General features: G+C 67.8%; 19 protein-coding genes. 8 read left to right on the forward strand and 11 right to left on the reverse strand.

Annotated elements, in window-relative coordinates; translation table 11 throughout:
- Nucleotides 1-38 precede the first annotated feature (38 nt).
- On the forward strand, nt 39-956 hold the full coding sequence (locus QMZ16_RS02940) for a hypothetical protein (RefSeq protein ID WP_282602064.1): 918 nt from the start codon (nt 39-41) through the stop codon (nt 954-956).
- A 21-nt stretch (nt 957-977) separates the two neighbouring features.
- Here QMZ16_RS02940 and QMZ16_RS02945 read toward each other — a convergent pair whose 3' ends face one another.
- The 8 genes from QMZ16_RS02945 to rutA all read right to left on the reverse strand — a co-directional run bounded on the left by QMZ16_RS02945 (nt 978) and on the right by rutA (nt 7,013).
- Nucleotides 978-2,480 carry an NCS1 family transporter gene (locus tag QMZ16_RS02945; protein WP_282602065.1) on the reverse strand — a complete coding sequence of 501 codons (1,503 nt, stop codon included), beginning with the start codon at nt 2,478-2,480 and terminating at the stop codon, nt 978-980.
- Between the two features lie 72 nt (nt 2,481-2,552).
- The gene (locus QMZ16_RS02950; RefSeq protein ID WP_282602066.1) at nt 2,553-2,993 is read right to left on the reverse strand and encodes a 6,7-dimethyl-8-ribityllumazine synthase; all 441 of its coding nucleotides are present in this window, start codon (nt 2,991-2,993) and stop codon (nt 2,553-2,555) included.
- A complete protein-coding gene (locus QMZ16_RS02955) occupies nt 2,986-3,477 on the reverse strand; it encodes a flavin reductase (RefSeq protein ID WP_282602067.1) in 492 nt (163 codons plus the stop codon). The genes QMZ16_RS02950 and QMZ16_RS02955 overlap by 8 nt, the downstream gene beginning before the upstream one ends.
- Nucleotides 3,477-4,085, reverse strand: coding sequence for a malonic semialdehyde reductase (locus QMZ16_RS02960; protein WP_282602068.1), 609 nt, complete (start codon nt 4,083-4,085; stop codon nt 3,477-3,479). Before QMZ16_RS02960 ends, QMZ16_RS02955 begins: the two co-directional genes overlap by 1 nt.
- Nucleotides 4,075-4,851 carry a pyrimidine utilization protein D gene (gene rutD, locus QMZ16_RS02965; protein ID WP_282602069.1) on the reverse strand — a complete coding sequence of 259 codons (777 nt, stop codon included), beginning with the start codon at nt 4,849-4,851 and terminating at the stop codon, nt 4,075-4,077. Before rutD ends, QMZ16_RS02960 begins: the two co-directional genes overlap by 11 nt.
- Entirely contained in the window at nt 4,848-5,234 is a 387-nt protein-coding gene (rutC, locus tag QMZ16_RS02970) for a pyrimidine utilization protein C (RefSeq protein WP_022707808.1), read from the reverse strand. Before rutC ends, rutD begins: the two co-directional genes overlap by 4 nt.
- On the reverse strand, nt 5,227-5,919 hold the full coding sequence (locus QMZ16_RS02975) for an isochorismatase family protein (protein ID WP_282602070.1): 693 nt from the start codon (nt 5,917-5,919) through the stop codon (nt 5,227-5,229). Before QMZ16_RS02975 ends, rutC begins: the two co-directional genes overlap by 8 nt.
- Before the next feature lie 8 nt (nt 5,920-5,927).
- A complete protein-coding gene (gene rutA / locus QMZ16_RS02980) occupies nt 5,928-7,013 on the reverse strand; it encodes a pyrimidine utilization protein A (protein ID WP_022707810.1) in 1,086 nt (361 codons plus the stop codon).
- Between the two features lie 239 nt (nt 7,014-7,252).
- Here rutA and QMZ16_RS02985 point away from each other — a divergent pair, with 239 nt between their 5' ends.
- The 5 genes from QMZ16_RS02985 (at nt 7,253) to QMZ16_RS03005 (ending at nt 14,432) form a co-directional block, all read left to right on the forward strand.
- Nucleotides 7,253-7,990 carry an SDR family oxidoreductase gene (locus tag QMZ16_RS02985; RefSeq protein WP_282602071.1) on the forward strand — a complete coding sequence of 246 codons (738 nt, stop codon included), beginning with the start codon at nt 7,253-7,255 and terminating at the stop codon, nt 7,988-7,990.
- 142 nt (nt 7,991-8,132) lie between these two features.
- The gene (locus QMZ16_RS02990) at nt 8,133-9,710 is read left to right on the forward strand and encodes an IucA/IucC family protein (protein ID WP_282602072.1); all 1,578 of its coding nucleotides are present in this window, start codon (nt 8,133-8,135) and stop codon (nt 9,708-9,710) included.
- The gene (locus QMZ16_RS02995; RefSeq protein ID WP_282602073.1) at nt 9,700-12,414 is read left to right on the forward strand and encodes an IucA/IucC family protein; all 2,715 of its coding nucleotides are present in this window, start codon (nt 9,700-9,702) and stop codon (nt 12,412-12,414) included. The genes QMZ16_RS02990 and QMZ16_RS02995 overlap by 11 nt, the downstream gene beginning before the upstream one ends.
- A complete protein-coding gene (locus QMZ16_RS03000; RefSeq protein ID WP_282602074.1) occupies nt 12,415-13,641 on the forward strand; it encodes a DUF6005 family protein in 1,227 nt (408 codons plus the stop codon).
- Nucleotides 13,638-14,432, forward strand: a complete 795-nt coding sequence (locus QMZ16_RS03005; protein ID WP_282602075.1) for a sugar phosphate isomerase/epimerase family protein — start codon at nt 13,638-13,640, stop codon at nt 14,430-14,432. Before QMZ16_RS03000 ends, QMZ16_RS03005 begins: the two co-directional genes overlap by 4 nt.
- Before the next feature lie 37 nt (nt 14,433-14,469).
- On the opposite strand, the gene QMZ16_RS03010 is transcribed toward QMZ16_RS03005, so the two are convergent.
- The 3 genes from QMZ16_RS03010 to QMZ16_RS03020 all read right to left on the reverse strand — a co-directional run bounded on the left by QMZ16_RS03010 (nt 14,470) and on the right by QMZ16_RS03020 (nt 17,831).
- The gene (locus QMZ16_RS03010; protein ID WP_282602076.1) at nt 14,470-16,404 is read right to left on the reverse strand and encodes a TonB-dependent receptor; all 1,935 of its coding nucleotides are present in this window, start codon (nt 16,402-16,404) and stop codon (nt 14,470-14,472) included.
- 151 nt (nt 16,405-16,555) lie between these two features.
- Nucleotides 16,556-17,155 carry a response regulator transcription factor gene (locus QMZ16_RS03015; protein WP_282602077.1) on the reverse strand — a complete coding sequence of 200 codons (600 nt, stop codon included), beginning with the start codon at nt 17,153-17,155 and terminating at the stop codon, nt 16,556-16,558.
- A 154-nt stretch (nt 17,156-17,309) separates the two neighbouring features.
- On the reverse strand, nt 17,310-17,831 hold the full coding sequence (locus tag QMZ16_RS03020; RefSeq protein ID WP_282602078.1) for a redoxin domain-containing protein: 522 nt from the start codon (nt 17,829-17,831) through the stop codon (nt 17,310-17,312).
- Between the two features lie 92 nt (nt 17,832-17,923).
- Here QMZ16_RS03020 and QMZ16_RS03025 point away from each other — a divergent pair, with 92 nt between their 5' ends.
- Together QMZ16_RS03025 and QMZ16_RS03030 are read left to right on the forward strand one after the other, a co-directional pair.
- A complete protein-coding gene (locus QMZ16_RS03025) occupies nt 17,924-18,610 on the forward strand; it encodes a haloacid dehalogenase type II (protein WP_282602079.1) in 687 nt (228 codons plus the stop codon).
- Nucleotides 18,611-18,693: 83 nt separating this feature from the next.
- Nucleotides 18,694-19,311 carry a TetR/AcrR family transcriptional regulator gene (locus QMZ16_RS03030; RefSeq protein ID WP_282602080.1) on the forward strand — a complete coding sequence of 206 codons (618 nt, stop codon included), beginning with the start codon at nt 18,694-18,696 and terminating at the stop codon, nt 19,309-19,311.
- Nucleotides 19,312-19,326 lie beyond the last annotated feature (15 nt).

The raw sequence follows: 19,326 nt of genomic DNA on the forward strand, positions 1-19,326 counted from the left end.
TGCGGCGCATTCCAACCCCACGATCTTGAGATGGGCGGTTGACCTGCAACGACGGACAGGAACAAAACTGTCCCGAAGAAAAGGAATGCCCGCCAGCAGGACCCGGACCTATCGCGAACTTGCCCACGATCGCGACTTTGTGGATTGGGGATCGCCTGTCCTGGCTCGAACAGCTCAGCCTCAAATCCTTCGTGGATGCCGGGCATGACACGCTTCTCTACTGTTATCACCTGATCCCGAACGCCCCGGTCGGGGTGACGCTGCGCGATGCGCGCGAGATCTTTCCTGGCGACGAGATCATCCGACACCGTCGCACAGGAAGCCCCGCCATCCACGCGGACCTGTGGCGACTGCACCTGATGCAGCAGACGGATTACATCTGGGTCGATGCTGACGTCCTGTGCGTCAAGCCCTTTGATTTTGCGAACCCCTATGTGTTCGGTTTGGAGAAGCCGAAACTGGTCTGCAACGCGATCATGCGGCTGCCGCAGGATTCAAAGACGCTCGAGGGGCTTCTGGACTTCGTCAAGGACCCCTATGCGATCGGTCCATGGCTGAAACAGGAGCAGCAGGACGAACTGCAGGCGGCCAAGGCGAGGGGCGAACCGGTCCATTTCGCCGACCAGGAATGGGGTCTGACCGGTCCGGGCGCACTGTCGCATTTCCTGCGCGAAACTGGCGAATGGTCGCATGCTCTCCCGCGCGAGGCGTTCTATCCGATCTCGTTCAAGGATCGGAATAAGATGATCATGTCCCGCTTCGACATCGAGAAGGACTTCCTGACACCTGATACCTATGCCGTCCACATGTGGGCACGGCGCATGAAGCCCCGCCTGGAAGAGGCCGAGCACAATCGCCCGCGGCGCGGCAGCTTCATGGACAAGGCGCTAAGCCGCCACGGCATCGACCCGAAGGCAGCTCCCATTCCGCCGAAGAAAAAGCCCGCAGCCACGTGATCGCGGCTGCGGGCTGGGGCGTCACAGGTCCTCGCGGCCCTTGCGGCCTGCGGTCTCGGCGGGGGTCAGGCGGTCGAAGCGGCCCTGACCCAGATGCACCCAGCTGCGGCCCGCCGTGGTGGCAAGGAACTCGTCCCCCGCGCCGGCGGTGCACTCGGCCTGGGCAAAGCGGGCCATGACCCAGCCGCGCATCAGGACCAGGTACAGCGCGAAGCCCATCGGGAAGCCGATGACGAAGCTGTAATCCGACACCAGCGCGGCGATCGTGCCCGCCACGATCCACGCGATCAGCCCTGCCGGGTTGAAGCCCGCGACATAGCGGAACTGCCCGTCGGCGCGATAGAGGTCCGGCACGTTCAGGCGACGGCGGCGCAGGACATAGTAATCCGCGATCATGATGCCGCCGATCCCCGACAGGAACGCCCCGCAATAGCTGAGGAACACGAACAGGTTGTCCAGCAGCGCCCAGGGGAAGCACAGCGTCCCCGCGATCCCGGCCAGCGCGACGGCCATCTTGTAGTTGATGACCCGCGGCGCAAGGTTCACGAAGGTCAGCGCCGAGGGGATCAGGTTGGCCGAGTTGTTGGTCGACCACTGCGCCAGCACCACCAGCACCAGCAAGACGATCAGCGACAGGCCCTGCCCCTCGCCCTGGATCACCTCGACCGGGTTCCAGTTGCCGGTCGCGATGAAGGACACCGCACCCAGACCCGCGATCAGCGCCTGCGTCACGGGCAGCGCGACCAGCTGGCCCAGCATGATCCCGCGATTGCGGCGGAAGAAGCTGCGGGCGCCCGGCTCGGTCCGCACGAAGCGGGTCAGGTTCGGGATGTCGATGGCCAGCGTGGACCAGAAGCCCAGGTTCGCGATGAACAGCACGACCAGCGTCATCTCGCCCGTGGCGTCGAAGTTCCAGATGTTGATCCCCTCGGTCTGGGCGATGCCTTCCAGCTTGAAATACATCCAGATCGAGATCGCGATGATCGCGGGCGCGGCAAGGGCCGCAAGACGCTCGACCGACTTGATGCCGGTGGCGGTGTTGATCACCTGTAGCAGCGCGAAGGCGACATACCAGACGGCCCAGTTGTCGAAGCCCAGGAAATACTGCCCGATCCCGTTCAGCGCCAGCGCCCCCAGATAGGTCTGGACCCCGAACCACGCGGCGGCCACGATGCCGCGCGTCATGGCGGGCAGATGTGTGCCGTGCAGGCCGAAGGGCGCGCGCAGATAGACGGCGAAGGACAGCCCGTGCTCGGTCCCGATATCGGCGCTGAGCACCATGATCGCGCCGATCAGCAGGTTGGCGGCAAAGATGGTCAGCATGACGGTGCCCAGGGGCACGCCCCCGCCGACGCCCGCCGCCCCGAGCGAATAGCCCGCGATGATCACCGCGATCCCCACGAACATCCAGGCATAGCCCAGCATCGAGATGGGCCTCTGGTTCAACTGGGTGGGCAGAATGGATTCCTCGATCAGCCCGTCGCGAACGGGCCCGGAACGCGCGATCGTTTCCGTGACAGCCATGAATTTCTCCTGTTGGTGCGGGGTGCAATGCCCCGTTCCCGCCTGCTGCGGCAAGCAGGAATTTTCAGTCCGTCACGCGGTGACGGACTGAAGCTGGCGCGCGGCCATCGCGGCCTCGCGGCCCTTGCGAACGAAATGCTCGCGGAAGAAACCCACATGTTCGGGGGTTTCCTGGAAGTGGTGCGGCGTCAGGGACACCGAAAGAACCGGCACACCCGTCTCCAGCCCCGCCTGCATCAGCCCGTTGACGACGGCCTGTGCCACGAAGTCGTGGCGATAGATCCCGCCATCGACGACCAGTGCCGCGCAGATCACCGCCTCGTAGCGGCCCGTCGCGGCAAGGCGCTTGGCCGTCAGCGGCATCTCGAACGCGCCGGGGACGTCGATCACGTCGATCTCGGCCCCCTCTCCGATCGCCTCGCGGAAGCCCGTCAGCGATTGCGACACGATGTCGGCATGCCAGTTCGCCTTGACGAAGGCATAGCGGGCGGGTGCTGCATTGGCGTCAAGCATTCTCGGGCTCCGTTGCGGTGGTGGTGAAGACGCGGTCGGCATAGATCAGCGGGCGGCCGCCATCCGCGACGCGGCAGCCGACGACATCCGCGATGAAGATCGTGTGGCTGCCGCTCTCGCAGGTTTCGGCGATCACGCAGTCGAAGCTGGCAATGGCGCCGTCCAGCGCCCATTGCCCGTTTTCGGTCCGCGACCAGGACCCGCGACCGAAGCGTTCCTCGCGCGGCAGCGCGCCGCCGAAGCCGGTCGCCACCTCCTCGGTGCCCTCGGGCAGGACGTTGACGCAGAAGCGACCGTTCCCCGTGACGAAGGGGTGGGACGACGACCCGCCGTTCAGGCAGACCAGCAGGCGCGGCGGCGTATCGGTGACCGAGCAGACGGCCGTGGCGGTGAACCCGGTGCGGCCCGCGGACCCGTCCGAGGTGACGACCTTCACGGCCGCCGCCATGCGGGCCATCGCGTTGCGGAAATCTGCCTGCTCCATCACAGGACCTCGCAGCCTTCCGAGAAGGCCAGCCGCGGCAGGCGGTCCCAGACCTTCGACGGATCGCCATAGCCCAGGTTGATGACGAAGTTCACCTTCCACGTGCCGTCCGCGAAGAATTCGCCGTTCACGCCATCCGCATCGAAGCCCGACAGCGGACCCGCATCCAGCCCCAGGGCGCGCGCCGCCAGCAGCAGGTATGCCGCCTGCAGCGTGCCGTTGCGGAACGCGGTCTCGTGCGCAAGATCCGGGCTGGAGGTGAACCAGCTGCGCGCGTCGCCATGCGGGAACAGCTGCGGCAGCTTCTCGTAGAACTCGGCATCGAAGGCGGCCAGCACGACCACGGGCGCGGTCATCGTCTTGTCGGTATTGCCGCGCGACAGGTGCGGGCGCAGCCGCTCCTTGGCCTCGGGGGTGGTCAGGAACACGAAGCGGCCCGGCTCGCAATTGGCCGAGGTCGGCCCGAGCGAGGCCATCTCCCACAGCTTCTCGAGGACCTCGGGGGCCACGGGGCGGTCCAGCCAGCCGTTCTGGCTGCGCGCGTCGTAGAAAAGCTGGTCCAGCGCCGCCTGGGTCAGCGGAGCCTTCAGTGTCGCGTTATCGGTCATCGGTGAGGAAACCTTTCAGATCTTGCTCGAAACGGTCTTGGACCGTGATGTTGAGGGCGTGCCCGCCCTGCGGATATTCGACGACCTGCGCCCCCGGGATCGACGCCGCCAGCCGGTGCGTCTGGGCCACGTCCACCAGCGCATCGTCGACCGAGGCCATCAGCAGCACGCGCGGCCCGTTCCGGGGCCAGTCCGGCAGCACGAAGCCCCGCAACGCGTCGATGCGGGCGATCAGGTTGTCGCGCCCGGCGAAATGGGCGACGGCATGGGCGACATCATGTTCGATACGACCCGCGTTCGCACTGATCCAGAACGGCGGATAGAGGAAATTCTGCTGGAGTGCCGCAAATGCAGGCAGGCCCTGCCCGTCCAGCGCGGCGATGCGGATGTCGAAGCAGCGCGCGGTGTGGTGGTCGATCCGGCCCCAGGCGTTGATCGCGACCAGCCGGTCCAGCCTGCTGTCCGCGCGGCAGGCAAGATCGAAGCCCACCAGCCCGCCCAGCGCATGGCCCAGCAGGTCGAAGCGGTCCACCCCCGCCGCGTCGCAGACCTCGAGCACGTCGTCGGCCATGTCCGCGATGGTCGTGGGGCCCAGCGCCTCGGTATTCGCGCCGGTCCCCCGCTGATCGTACAGCAGCAGGTCGAAGCCCATCGCCTTCAGCGCGTCCAGATGCGGCGTCCAATAGGCCGCAGCCCCCCCCAGCCCCGAACACAGGACCAGCGTGCGGGCGCCCTCGCGCCCGCATGCCTCCAGCCGGAACTTCATTCCGGCAGCACCGCGATGGTCGCGATCTCGACCAGGGCGTCGGGCTTGACCAGGCCGCATTGCACGCAGTACCGCGCCGGCTTGTCGCCGGGGAAATACTCGGCATAGACCTCGTTGACGGCGCCGTAATTCGCCCAGTCCGTGACGAAGATGTTGTTCATCACCACGTCGTCCATCGTCCCGCCGGCCTTCTCGACCACGGACTTGATGATCTCCAGCACGTGGCGGGTCTGGGCTGCCGCATCGCCCACATGGACGACGTTGTTCTCCTTGTCGAAGGGCAGCGTGCCGGACACGAAGACGGTGTTGCCGGCAAGGACGCCCGGCAGGAACGGGGCCAGCGGCTTGCCGCTTCCTTCGGGGATGATCGGGGTCTTAGGCATCGGTGCTCTCCTGTTGGGTTGCGGTGATCGCGCTGCAGTAATCGCCGGTCATGCCCACCCATCCGAAGAAGGTCGCGACATTGTAGACCGAGGCGTCGCGCACGTATTGCGGGCCAAGGTGATGCGTGGCGTCGTCCAGCATCAGGCAGTGATATTCCAGGTGGAAGCCGTCGCGCAGCGTGCTCTCGACGCAGACATTCGTGGCGATGCCGCAGAAGACCAGGTTGCGGATGCCGCGCGAGCGCAGCGCGCTGTCCAGCCAGGTGTTGAAGAAGGCCGAGTAGCGCGGCTTGGGCACCAGAAGGTCGCCTTCCTGCGGCTGCAATTCGTCGATGATGTCGTAATCCCAGCCGCCCTTGGCCAACAGCTGCCCCCACAGTTCGGGGCGGCGGCGCATGGTCTTCATGGCGTTCGACTTGGCCAGGTTCGGGGATGCCGGACCCCCGGCCTCGGAATAGCCCTGGTCCCAGCCGTTCTGCAGGAAGACGACCTGCACGCCGGCCTCGCGGCTGGCCTTCACGGCCTTGCCGATATTGTCGATGCAGGACCGCGCGCCGGTCAGGTCGAAGCCCGCCAGGTCGACATAGCCGCCCTTGGTGGCATAGCCGTTCTGCATGTCGACGACGATCAGCGCGGTCTCGGACGGATCGAAGCTGACATTCTCGGGGGTTGCGGTGATCTCCATGCCGGTCCTCATGCGGTTTCCGCCAGCTTGACGGGGTTGCGGGATTTCATCAGCGGCTGGATGCGGGTGCCGAAATCGTCCACGCCCTTGACGAAATCGTCGAAGGTCAGCAGCACGCCGCCGGTGCCCGGCACCTCGGCCACCTCGTCCAGCATCCGGGCCACGGTCTCGTAGGATCCAACCAGCGTGCCCATGTTGATGTTCACGGCGGAAACCGGGTCCGACATCTGGCGGACATTGGTGTCCTTGCCCGATTTCGTGTCGCTTGCCGCCTGCAGGCCCAGCCATTCCAGCGCCTCCTGGTCGGCACCGGCCTTGTAGTGTTCCCACTTGGCGCGGGCGGCCTCGTCGGTCTCGTCGGCGATGATCATGAACAGCGCATAGGTCTTGACGTCGCGACCGGTCTTGGCGGTCGCCTCCATCAGGCGTTCGGGGTTGGCCTTGAAGGCCTGCGGCGTGTTCACGCCCTTGCCGAAGCAGAAGTTGTAATCCGCGTGCTTGGCCGAGAATTCCATCCCCGCATCGGACGACCCAGCGCAGATGATCTTCATGTCCGCCTGCGGCTGCGGCGACAGCTTGCAGTCGTTCATGGTGAAATGCTCGCCCTTCATGTCGCAGGACCCGGTTTCCCACAGGTCGCGCAGCACCTGGGCGTATTCTTCCAGGTAGCCGTAGCGCGTGCCGAAGAACTCGTCGCCGGGCCACATGCCCATCTGTTCGTATTCGGGCTTCTGCCAGCCCGTGACCAGGTTCACCCCGAAGCGCCCGCCCGAGATGCTGTCGATGGTCGATGCCATGCGGGCCACGATGGCGGGGGGCATGACCAGCGTGGCGGCGGTCGCGAACAGCTTGATCTTCGACGTGGCCGCGGCAAGGCCCGCCATCAGCGTGAAGCTTTCGAGGTTGTGGTCCCAGAACTCGGTCTTGCCGCCGAAGCCGCGCAGCTTGATCATGGTCAGCACGAAGTCCAGCCCGTGCTGTTCGGCCTTCTGGGTGATCTCCTTGTTCAACTCGAAGGTGGGCTTGTACTGCGGGGCATTCTCGGAAATGAGCCAGCCGTTGTTGCCGATGGGAAGGAAGATGCCGATTTCCATGTCACGTCTCCTGCTGTCCGTTTTTTTGACTGTTTGATAAAAAATTGCCTCGGCGCAAAAACCGCGTGCCGGAAATGGCGCAGGATTCGTCGGCTGGCTGATATTTGTGCGCGCTGCCTGCGCGCCGGTGCCGCATCTGGGGAATATCCGTGCAGACCCACGATCCCGTGATGGACCCGCATGCCTGTCCGATCGGTTCGCTGCCCTGAAACCCGATCACAGCACGAAGGGGAATCGACATGAGCATCGAGAACAAGGTCGTCCTGATCACCGGCGCCAGCAGCGGCCTGGGAGAGGCCACCGCCCGCCACCTGGCCGAACGCGGCGCGAAGCTGGCGCTTGCCGCCCGCCGTCAGGACAAGCTGGAAACGATCGCCGAGGATCTGCGCGCCAAGGGCACCGAGGTCGAGGTCATCCAGACCGACGTGACCGATCGCGCCCAGGTCCAGACGATGGTGGACCGCACCGTCGAGCGTTTCGGCCGCATGGATGTCATCGTCAACAATGCCGGCCTGATGGCGATCGCCCCCATGGACGAGGCGAAGGTCGATGAATGGGACAAGATGATCGACATCAACATCAAGGGTGTCCTCTATGGCATCGCCTCCGCGCTGCCCGTGTTCCGCAAGCAGCAGTCGGGGCATTTCATCAACCTGTCCTCGGTCGCGGGGATCAAGGTCTTCGCACCGGGCGGCACCGTCTATTCCGGGACGAAATACGCGGTCCGCGCGATCACCGACGGCCTGCGCGCCGAGGTGGGCGGAAACATCCGCACGACCAGCATCGAACCCGGCGCCGTGGATTCGGAACTGAAATACGGCTCCAGCCACGAGGAAAGCTCGGAGGCGGTGCAGCAGTTCTATCAGCAGGCGATCCCGTCGGACAGCGTGGCCCGCGCCATCGCCTATGCGATCGAGCAGCCCGACGACGTGGACATCAACGAGATCGTCCTGCGTCCGACCTCGCAGGAATTCTGATCGGCGGAAGGGCGCGGGGGCAGGTTTCCCCCGCGCCACCATAAGTTGACTATTCTGGTCGGAAACCTTACCAGACCCTCAGCCAGCGTCATGCAAGCCCCCTTTCCCATCCGGTTCACCCGCGAACCAACCCGAGGCTTACATGAGCATCCCGACCCTGGCCGAACGCACGGCCGCCCGCGTCAGTCTTGGCGCGCTGCTGGCCTGCCTTTACCGTGAAACCGATCTTGTGACCGCCGAGGGCACGACCGCGGTGCTTGGCGCATTGCGCGTGGCAGATGGCATCGCACGCTGCGGTCCGGGGCCCGTGGGGAATTGCACGCTTGGCGGGCGCGGGATCGACACGGCCGAGGCGTTTGCCCTGTGCGTGCAGGCGATGCGCGAGCGTTGGCTCGGTCAGGCGGATCTGCTGGCCGACCGCACCCTTCGCAGCGCGGAACGCATGGCCCGCATCGTGGCGGGCCGGATGCATGCCGCCCCCGCCACCGATTTCCAAGGCGCCGAACAGGCGACATGGTTCGGCCACTGGATGCACCCCTGCCCCAAGGCCCTGACCGGGATGAGCCCCAGCGAAGAGGTCGCGATGACCCCCGACTGGCAGGGGCGACTGCGCCTGCACGCGCTGTCGGTCGAGGCGGACCGTCTCGAGGCGACGGACAGCGCCGTCATCCGCCAGCTTCCGGGCTTCGACATCGACCCCGGCAAGGGGCGCGCGCTGCTGCCCGTGCATCCGCTGACATGGGACCGCCTGCGCGACACGCCTGCCGCGCAGGGCATCCGCGACCTGAGACCAGTGGGGCCGGAATGGATCGCGACATCCTCGGTCAGGACGCTGTGGCATCCGGACAGCCCGTGGCAGGTCAAGATCTCGCTTCCGGTCACGATCACCAATTCGCAGCGGATCAACAAGCGGCACGAGTTGCTGACGGGTCCGGTGATGGCACGCGCGGTGGCGGGGCTGCCATCCTTCGGGCCGATGCGCATCGTCACCGACCCGCATTGGGCGACCCTGCGCGGCGACACCCCTGAGACCGGCTTCGAGGTGGTCTTCCGCCAGAACCCCTTGCGCGGCGATGCGGTGATGCAGGTGGCGGGCCTGTGCGCCGCACCGTTGCCGGGGCAGTCCTCGCTGCTGGCGCGGATGGTCGCGGGGCACGATCCGCGCGACTGGTTCGCGGCCTATCTGGATTGCGCGGTCGCACCGCTGCTGCGGATGTACGACCGGACGGGCATCGCGTTCGAGGCGCATCAGCAGAACGCCCTGCTGGACCTGACGCGCGGCCTGCCCATGCGCTGCGACTATCGCGACAACCAGGGCTTCTATGTCGTCCGCGACATGGCCACCCCCGAGATGCGCGCCATCCCGCAGCTGACCTATTCCCGCACCGAGGCCGAGGACGCGCTGTCCTATACCCTGATCGTCAACCAGGTCTTCGGCGTGATCCACCGCATGGCCGCCGACGCCCTGCTGCCCGAGGACGAGGCCCTGCGCATGCTGGCGCGTCACTTGGCCGATCTGGCCGCCACCCTGCCCGGTCACGGCGCGCGCCTGATCGGGCGCTGGCTGCGCGACGACCACCTGCCCGCCAAGGGCAACCTGCTGACGCAGCTGGGCGGCGTGGACGAATTGCTGATCCCCGGCGAGCGCGCACCGCAGGTCCGCGTCGCGAACCCCCTGCCCGCATTCGCCCCCCGAAAGGCCCTTGTCGATGTCGCCTGAAACCCGCGCTCTGCGCCAGACCGTCGAGGCACTGGCCTTCGAGGGCATCCTGACACCCCTCCGCGGCGGCTGGCTGATCGGCGGCGTCGCGATCCGCGCGCCCCATCGCATCCAGGCCACGGGCCGGGTGCGGCTGACGGGCGATCCGCTGACGGATGGCGGCGCGCCCCTGACCTTCGGCATCCTCGGGCGGGCGTTGCGGGCGGCGGGGCATGACGCGACCGCGCTTCTGGACGGCGTGCGCCGCAGCGCGGCCTTTCTGCGGCAGGCGGGTGCCACGCCCGCGAACCGCCACCTGCTGCGCGGCCCCGCGCTGGAAACCGCGCTGATCGAGGGTCACCCCTATCACCCCTGCTTCAAGTCGCGCACGGGGTTCTCGGATGCCGACAACCTGGCCTTCGGCCCCGAGGGCGGCCGCACGATCCGGCCCCTGTGGCTGCAGGCGCGGGGCGCGATCCGGCACGGGACCGACGTGGCGCGCGGCCTTGCCCCTGCAGGCGCGATCCCGGTCCACCCCTGGCAATGGCAGCGCCTTCAGGCGGACGTGGCGCCCATGATCGCGGATGGCAGCCTGTGCCTGCTGCCCCATGACGGCCCCGACATGCAGGCCACCGCATCGCTGCGCACGCTGGCGCCGCTGGACGGGGGCGACCATCTCAAGATGTCGCTGGCCGTCGGCGTCACCTCGTCGCTGCGCAACCTGCTGCCCTGGTCCGTGGCGGTCGCGCCCGCGATCTCGGACTGGCTGGCGGCGGTGGTGGCGTCGGATCCGGCGCTGGCGGACCTGTCGATCCTGCGCGAACACGGCGCGGTCATCATGCGGCCCGATGCGCTTGGCGGCAGGCTGGCCGCGATCCGGCGCGAGGCTCCGCCCGCGAATGCCGTGCCCGTCAGCGCGCTGTCGCTTGGCGACGGCGCGGGCGGGCTGCTGATCGACCCGTGGCTGCGCCAGCACGGCACGACGCCCTGGATCAAGCAATTCCTGCGCCTGCTGCGCCCCGTCTGGCACCTGATGGGCCATCACGGCATCGGCCTCGAGGCGCATGGCCAGAACCTTGCGGTCGTGATCCATGACGGCTGGCCGGTGCGCCTGATTGCCCGCGACTTCAGCGAGAGCCTGGAATACGTCCCCGAGCTGCTGGCCCGCACGGACCTTGCCCCCGACCTGGGCGCGATCGACCCGGCCTTCGACCTGGCCCCGCCCGGCGAATATCACCGCATGGGCCATGCCACCGACCTGCGCGACCTGGTGATGGACTGCCTTGTCGTCCATGTCCTGTCCGAAATCGCGGACGCGCTGCACCGCACGGGCCGCCTGCCCGAGGACCGCTTCTGGTCCCTGACCCGCGCCGCGCTGCCCGCCCTGCCCGATCTTGCAAGCGATGCCGATCACATCCCCGCCGAATCCCTCGCCTCGCGGCTGCTGGGTCGGACGGCGGTGCATCCGGCCCCGAACCCTCTTGGAAAGAACCGCCCCATGACCGAAACGCGCTTTCGCCTGAACGACCGCCTGATCGACCCGTCCGAGGTCGAGCTGCCCGACATGCTGGAGGGCCAGGACCCCGACCGCACCCGCATCGGCGTGCACCTGTCCGACAAGGCCCATGCCCTGACGGCGATCCTGCAACTGCGCCGCGCGGGCGCGTCCTGCCACCCGATCGCCGCCGACACCCCGCCCGCCGCCGCGCTGGCGCTGGCGCGGCAGTCGGGCTGCAACCGCATGGTGACCGACCAGGGCATCATCGTGCTGGACCAGGACGCCCCCCATGCGCCGGGCGGGGTGCTGATCCAGACCAGCTCGGGCACGACCGGCACGCCCAAGATCATCGCCCGCAGCTGGGCCCAGATCGCGACCGAGATCGACGCCTATATCCGCGCCTTCCCCGAGGCCGCAAAGATGACCCCCGTGATCGCGGCATCGGTGACCCACAGCTACGGGCTGATCGCGGGGGTGATGGTCGGACAGGCGCGCGGCCACGTGCCGGTGGTGATCGAGGGCGCGAACCCGCGCCGCATCCTGCGGGTGCTGGCGGCGACGGACCGGCCCGTGCTCTATGCCGCGCCGCCGCTGCTGAACGTGCTGGCGCGCTTTGCGGGCGAGGGCGGGATCCACGCGGCCATGTCCTCGGGGACGGTGCTGCCGCGCCCGTGGTTCGATGCTCTGCGCCGCGCATGCCGGCACCTGTTCCAGCAATACGGCTGTTCCGAGGCCGGCTGCTGCGCCATCGCCGCCGACCCCCGCACCCCCGAGGACATGGGCGCCCCCCTGCCCCATCTGCGCATCGCGGCGGGCACCGACACCCCCGCGCCGGTCATCGTCACCGCGGATGGCCACGACATCGCCACGGGCGATCTGGGCGTGATCGACAGCCGCGGCCACTTGGTCTTCGCGGGCCGAGAGGCCGAGGTGATCGATGTCGCGGGCTTCAACATCCACCCCGCCGATATCGAGGCCGCGGCCATGTCCTGCCCCGGCATCAACGACGCCGTGGCCTTTCCCATTCCCGATCCCGACACGAACCAGCGTCCCGCGCTGGCATTCGCGGGCACCGCATCCGAGGACGCGCTGCGCGCCCATCTGGACCGCGCCCTGTCGCCCCGCCAGCGCCCCGTGCGCATCGTCCACCTGCCCGCCCTGCCGCGTGGCGCGAATGGCAAGATCGCCCGCCGCGACCTTGCGACCCGCCTGTCCGAGGAGGTTTGAATGACCGACCCCCGCCCCATCCCCACCCCCGAAACCGTCACGGAAACCCTGCGCGGCATCCTTGCCGGGCCGATGGCCTGTTCCCGCATGGACCGCTTCGCCCCCGAGGCGCGGCTGGGCCACGACCTGGGTCTGGACAGCGTGCAGCTGATGACCCTGATGCTGCACCTGGAAGAGGCCGGCATCGAGATGGCCGAGGACACCTTCGACCGCGCCCCCGGCCTGACCATCCGCGCCCTGGCCGAGGCCCTGTCCGGCGCCACCCCCGCCGAGGAGGAGCCGATCGACATCAAGGTCCATTGCGTCGTCAGCTGCTTCTGCCAGGCGCTGAAGGATCGCGGCGGGATCGACCACCGCCCGCTCTATGTCGGGTTGTGGGACGGGCAGGTCGTGACCGACGACCGGATGCGCCTATCCTATCACGCCGACGATATCGGCCACGACTTCTACTGCCGCTGGATGAAGCGGCTGTTCGGGGTGACGGTCGAACGCTGGCATGACGATGCCGCGCCCAAGCAGGCGAACCTGGAACGGCTGGACCGGCTGATCGCCGACTGGCGGCCCGGTCGCTATGTCATGCCGATGATCGACATGTTCCTGCTGCCGCAGCGGGACAACAAGTTCGCGCAGGATCCCTTTCCGCATTACGCCCTGATCGAGCCTTCGGACGACCCCTCGATCTGGCTGATGCGCGACCCCGATTTCCGGTGGGAGGGGCTGATCCCCGCCGCCGACCTGCGCCGCGCCTTCCTGCGCGACAGCGTGGCGGGCGGCTTCGCCTTCGACAACGCGGACGCCCATCCCGCATCGCGCGACGACATCGCGGCCATCTTCGACGCGACCTTCCGCGCGGGCGACCTGCCGCTGCTGGACACGCTGGCCGCGATCATCGACGCCCATGCGACCCGCCTGCCCCGCGCCGACCTGGAGCCCGCGCTGCGCGAGCTGCCGGTCATCGCGATCCGCAAATACGCCTATGAGCACGCGCTGGCGATCTTCGGCGATATCGAGGGTGCGGACCATGCCGCCTTCGAGGAATGCTGCGACCGGATCGCGGCGCTGCATGGCGGGCTGAACACGCTGCACCGCCGCGCCGTGGCCTTCGCGCGCGGGGGCGAGGATCTGGACGCCCTGCGCCGGATGCTGGCGGAACTGTCGGACCTGGAGCGCGGCATCAAGGCGACCGTCGCCGAATGGCACGCCCGCTGGCTGGAGGGCGATGCATGAGGATCCACGCCTGTTCGGTGGCCTTCCGCCACCTCGACGTCACCGCATCCGAGCTGGCCCGATACGTCGCCCGCGAAGGGTTCGACGGGCTGGAGATCTGGGCCCCCCACGCCCGCGCGCTGGCGCAGGAATGGGCCGCGCTGGACCGCCGCCCCCGCGTGCCGATGCTGGCGGGATACCTGCCCGTGGGCGATGCGGGCTTCGACGTGCTGGACGCGCGCGCGCTGGTCGCGCTGACCCGCGACTGGGGCGCGGACCGCCTGCGCCTGTTCGCGGGCGGCACCGACAGCGCGCTGGTCCGCCCCGATCACCGCGCCCGCATCATCCGCGACCTGCGCGCCTGCGCCGATATCGCCGCCGATCACGGCATCGACCTCGCGCTGGAGACGCATCCGCAGACGCTGGCAGACGGGCTTGGCCCCGTCACCGACCTTCTGGACGCGCTGGATCATCCGGCGGTGCGGATCAATTTCGACGTGCTGCATGTCTGGGAATCGGGCGCCGACCCGCTGGCGGCGCTGCGCGCGCTCGGGGATGTGGTGGCCCATGCGCATCTGAAGAACGTGACCTCGGCCAGGGAACTGACCGTGTTCCGCCCGGGAAACATCCACGATGCGAATGGCGACCGGCAGGGCATCTGCCCGCTGATGGAGGGCGCAGTGGATTACGCGGCGCTGCTGCCGCATCTGCGCGGCCTGGACGCCTCGCTCGAATGGTTCGGGCCGAAGCCCGCCGCGCGGATGGCGGCCGATCTGCGCCATGCGCGCCAGGCGCTGACCGTCCCGGCGTGACGAAAAAGGCCCGGCGCTTCGCCGGGCCTTCGCATTCTCAGAACTTCACGCTGGCCGAAAGCGAGATCGTGCGACCCGGCTCGGACTGGCCGAACACGTCGGAGTAATCGCCGCCATAGCTGGCACGGTCGATATAGTCTTGGTCGAACAGGTTGCCGATCTCGGCGCGGAAGCTGACATTCTCGTATTGCGCGGGGGCATATTCCGCGAAGACGTCGACGACGGTATACCCCTCGAGGTCGCTGGTCGCATCGAAGGCGCCGTCCTCGTCGAAGGCATGTTCGACGATGCCGCCGACCTGGATTTCCGGGGTGACGTCCTGCTTGACCTGCAGCGCCAGCATCCGGCCCGGGATCATGCCCAGATCGCGCAGATAGTAGGTCGTGGTGCCCGAACCGTCGATCTCGACCTCGGTGTCGGTATAGCGGATCGAGGCCGAACCGCCCTGCCATTCCTGCGAGACGAACAGGCGATAGCCCTCGGTCTTGGCATCGACGACCCCAAGGCCCTTGCGCGCGTTGTTCAGCTTGGTGCTGAACAGGTCGCCGCCGACGATGGTGCCGCCCTGTTCCCATGCGACGCCCAGCACGGCGTTCTGCGCACGACCAGGCTCCAGGTCGTCATAGGCGCCCGCAGCGGTGTTGTCGGTCCAGTATTCGTAGGCGGACCCGATCTGCGTGCCCCCGAAGACCGAGCTGTAGGCCCCCGAGAAGGACAGCGCATCGGTCGCGTGCCAGGTGACGCTTGCGTTGACGCTGGCGCCGTCGCTGTCGATCTGCTGGCCGTTCGCGCCGGTGAACTCGTTCCAGTCATAGCGCAGGCCCGCGCCGAAATCGAAGCGGTCGATGCTGCCGCGCGCCTGGGTGAAGACGCCCGTGTTGCGGTTGTCCTCGCGGAAGCTGTTCATCTCGCCGCGGAACTGGCCTTCGTAATGGCCGGTACGGTTCTGGATGTCGACGCCGGTGGTGAATTCGATGCCGTTCCATTCGTTGACGTTCTGCGCCACCGCCGACACGGTCGAGGCCGTCCCGAGGTTGAAGTCCGGATCGCTCGTGTCATCGGTCGCCAGATCGAAGGTGTTCACCTCGTTTTCCGACTTGGACAGGCGGAACTCGGGGTTCCACGGACCGCCGTCATCGGCCTTCTTCAGGCTCAGCGTGCGGCTGGTCTGGATCAGCTCGTAGCGGCGGGGATCGTTGGTGCGACCCAGAATGCCGTCGATATTCGCGCGATAGGGGCGCAGCGCGTCGTCCTCGATCCGGGTCATGCCGAATTCCGCGCGCCAGTCGCCCAGGTCCGCGCCCAGCTTGATCATGCCGCTGTCGAGATCCGCGCCCGTATTGGCGACCTCGTTGCCGGCACCGTCCTCGTAGTCGTCACCGCTGTCGCGGCGCAGGTACAGAAGCGCGTCGACCGGCCCCTGCTTGCCGTAGAGCGTCAGCGCGCCCGTGGCCGTGTTGCCGTTGTCCGAATAGCCCGTCGTGACCTTGCCGCCGAAGGTCTGGCCCGGCTCCAGCAGGTCGATGGCCGATTTCGTGGTATAGGCGATGCTGCCCGCCAGTGCATAGGGGCCCGCATCCGCGCCCGCGACGCCCGGATCGACGCGGACGGCCTTCAGCAGGCCCGGATCGATCACGTTCGTGCCCGTGTGGTGGAACAGGCTGTTGTTCTGGGATGCCCCGTCCACGGTCACGGCCAGCTGCTGCTGGTCGATACCGTTGACGAAGACCTGCTCGGTCAGGGCGATGCCGCCACCCACCGACACGGCGGGTTCCTCGGCAAAGACGTCGTCCAGGCTGCCGGTCGCGACATCCTCGAGGCGCTCGGCCCCGATCTCGACGCGGCCCAGTGCGGCCTGTTCCTCGGCGGTCAAGACGATACCTTCCAGCATGACCGGTTCCTGGGCCAGGACGGTCAACGGGAAGCAGACGCCACAGAGAAGCCCTGCGGCAAGGCGGCGCGATGCGGCCATGCAATCCTCCAACGGTTCAATTCGCAATGGCTGGCTGCGGAACGGACCGTCGGCTGGCTTCCGGGCTGGCGTTAGAGGAAAACCGCCCGCCCGCCAAGACGACAGGCGGAACGGGCTGCGATGCGTTGCGGAATTGGCGCAGTAGGTCGGCTCAGACGGCGATCATGTCGCGCCCGCGCAGCGCGGCCTGGGTGCGGTTCGCGACCCCCAGCTTGCGGCACAGCGTCTTGACATACAGCTTGATCGTGACCTCCTTCAGGCCCAGATCCTCGGCGATGGCGCGGTTCGTCAGGCCGTGGCACAGATGCTCCAGCACCTCGATCTCGCGCGTGCTGAGGCCCAGGTCGGCCGCGCGGCGGCGCGTCTCGTCGGCGGCATAGGGCATGAAGACCTGCCCCGCGACGATGAACTGGATCGCGGCCTCCAGCGACTTGGCGGTCAGCGTCTTGGGCAGGAAGCCCCGCGCGCCGGCCTCGATCACCTGCTGGGCGATCAGGGGCGTGGCCGATCCGGTGATGACCGCGACGGGGATGGGCGCCACGCGTTCGACCATGCGCCGCACGCTGTCCACGCCCTCCATCCCGGGCATGTTCAGGTCCAGAAGCACGATGTCGAAGGCATTGCCCGCGTCCAGCAGGCTCTCGGCCTCGGTCAGGCTGGCGCAGCCGGTCACGCGGTTCATGCGCTGACCCAGCCAGGCCGAGATGGTGTCGCGGATCAGGGCGTGATCATCCGCCAGAAGGATCTTCATGGGGTTGCTCCCTCTTGGTTCTTCTACCTCGTCACCATCATAGCGGGCGGGACGCGGCAGACGGATCGCGCAAAGGGTGCAGCGGCATCTCGAAAGTATAGGGCCGCGATACCTTCGCATCGCGGCCCCCGGTCGTCGGTTTCGGCGGTCGGCCTCAGGCCGTTCCGCGGATGGGATAGTCCTTCTTCAGGATGAACCCCAGGCCCTTCAGCAGGTCGTCCAGCGTCGGGCGCGCGAAGGGCACGTTCTGGAAATACAGCGAATAGATGCGGCCGTCGGGATAGGTGACCGCGATCCCCGGTTCCGCGAAGCGCGCGGGTTCGCTGTCCTGCGCCTTGTCGGAAATGAACAGCCCCCATTCGCGGGCCGAAGCCTCGGTCATGGCATGGGCCACGGGCAGATCGCCCAGGTTCCATTCCGCCTGCTGGCGGGCAAAGCGGTCGTCGTCATCCATCGAGACGGCGGCGACATCGACGCCAAGGTCGCGGAACTCGGACTGGCGGGCGGCCAGGTCCTCGATCTGGGTCTTGCAGATCGGGCAATGGACGCCGCGATAGAAGAAGGTCACCGCCATCCTGGCATCGGCGCTTGCGGGGGCGTGGAAGGGCTGGCCCGTGGCGTCCCTGGCCTCGATCGCGGGGGCCTTGCTGCCGGGCATGGGGGTCTGATGGGTCATGTCGCCTCCTCTGGCTTGTGATCGGCGGACGGCTGGTAATGCCGTACCGCCGCGTGCAGGCTGCCCCCGATCGAAACACCGGAGGTCATGCCATGTCCGAACGCCCCGTCCTCGTCTTCGACGTGAACGAAACGCTGCTGGATCTTGAAACCCTGTCGCCCGTCTTCGACCGGATCTTCGGCGATCCGGCGATCATGCGGGACTGGTTCGCGCAGCTGGTGCTGTATTCCCAATCGCTGACGCTGGCCGGGATCGAGAGCGATTTCGCCCAGCTTGCGGGCGGCGTGCTGCGCATGATGGGCCGCATCCGGGGCACTGCCATCGTCGATGACGACGTGACCGCGCTGCGCCACGCCATCGCGACCATGCCCGCCCATCCCGACGCGGCCGAGGCCCTGTCGCTGCTGCGCGACCGGGGGTTCCGCATGGTGACGCTGACGAACTCGCCGCCCTCGGACGGGCCGGATGCGCTGACCCGCGCGGGGTTGGCCGATTTCTTCGAGCACCGCTTCAGCGTCCAGCCCACGGGCCGATTCAAACCCGCGCCCGAAACCTATCGCATGGTGGCCGACCGCCTGGGTACCGATTGCAGCGGGCTGTGCCTTGTCGCCTGCCATGTCTGGGACACGTTGGGCATGCAGGCGCTTGGGGGACATGGCGCGCTGGTCACGCATGGCGCGAACGCCCCCCTGCCGGTCGAGGGCGTGCCCCAGCCCGACCCCGTGCGCCCCAGTCTGACGCAACTGGCGCAGGCCATCGCGGATCGCTGGCCGGGCTGATCGCAGGGTCCGGGGGTGGGTCATCATGGCCTTCGGGCAAAGCTGCATTGATTTGAGAACGAACGTTCTGCTAGGCTGGTTCCATGCACACAACCTCCCCGAATGCCGGACGCCCGCGCCGGACCGATCCGGATGCCGCACTGGAATCCGCGATGCGGATCTTCTGGGCGCATGGCTATGAGGGGGCCTCGGTCGGGCGGCTGTCGCGGGGGATGGGCGTGCCGCGCGCGGGGATATACCGCGATCACGGCTGCAAGCGCGGGCTGTTCCTTGCCTCGCTGGACCGGTACGGCGCGACCCGCGTGCCGCCGCTGATGGCGGCCTTCGACGGCGACGCGCCACCTGTAAAGGCGCTGCGCGATTTCCTTGGCCGCGTGATCGAACTGGGCACGACCGATCCCGACACGCCCGGCTGCCTGATATCCTGCGTGCTGGCAGATGCCGCAGGCAGCGACGAGGCCTTCCGGACCGAATTCCGCAGGCGCCTGGACGCGATGGACCGCGCAATCGCTGACCGCCTGCGCGCGATGCCGCGCGATGCGCTGGCAGCCGCGCCGGATGCGCTGGCCCCGCTGGTCGGGGCGACGGCGCGCGGGCTGATGCTGCGCGCCCGTGCGGGCGATCCGGCGGCGGAACTTCTGCCCTTGGCGGCGACCGCATCGCGGATATGGTGTAACGATCCGGCTGTCCGGCACGAATAGCAGGCGATACCTGCA

Source organism: Paracoccus sp. PARArs4 (assembly GCF_947311865.1).
GTDB lineage: Bacteria > Pseudomonadota > Alphaproteobacteria > Rhodobacterales > Rhodobacteraceae > Paracoccus > Paracoccus zeaxanthinifaciens.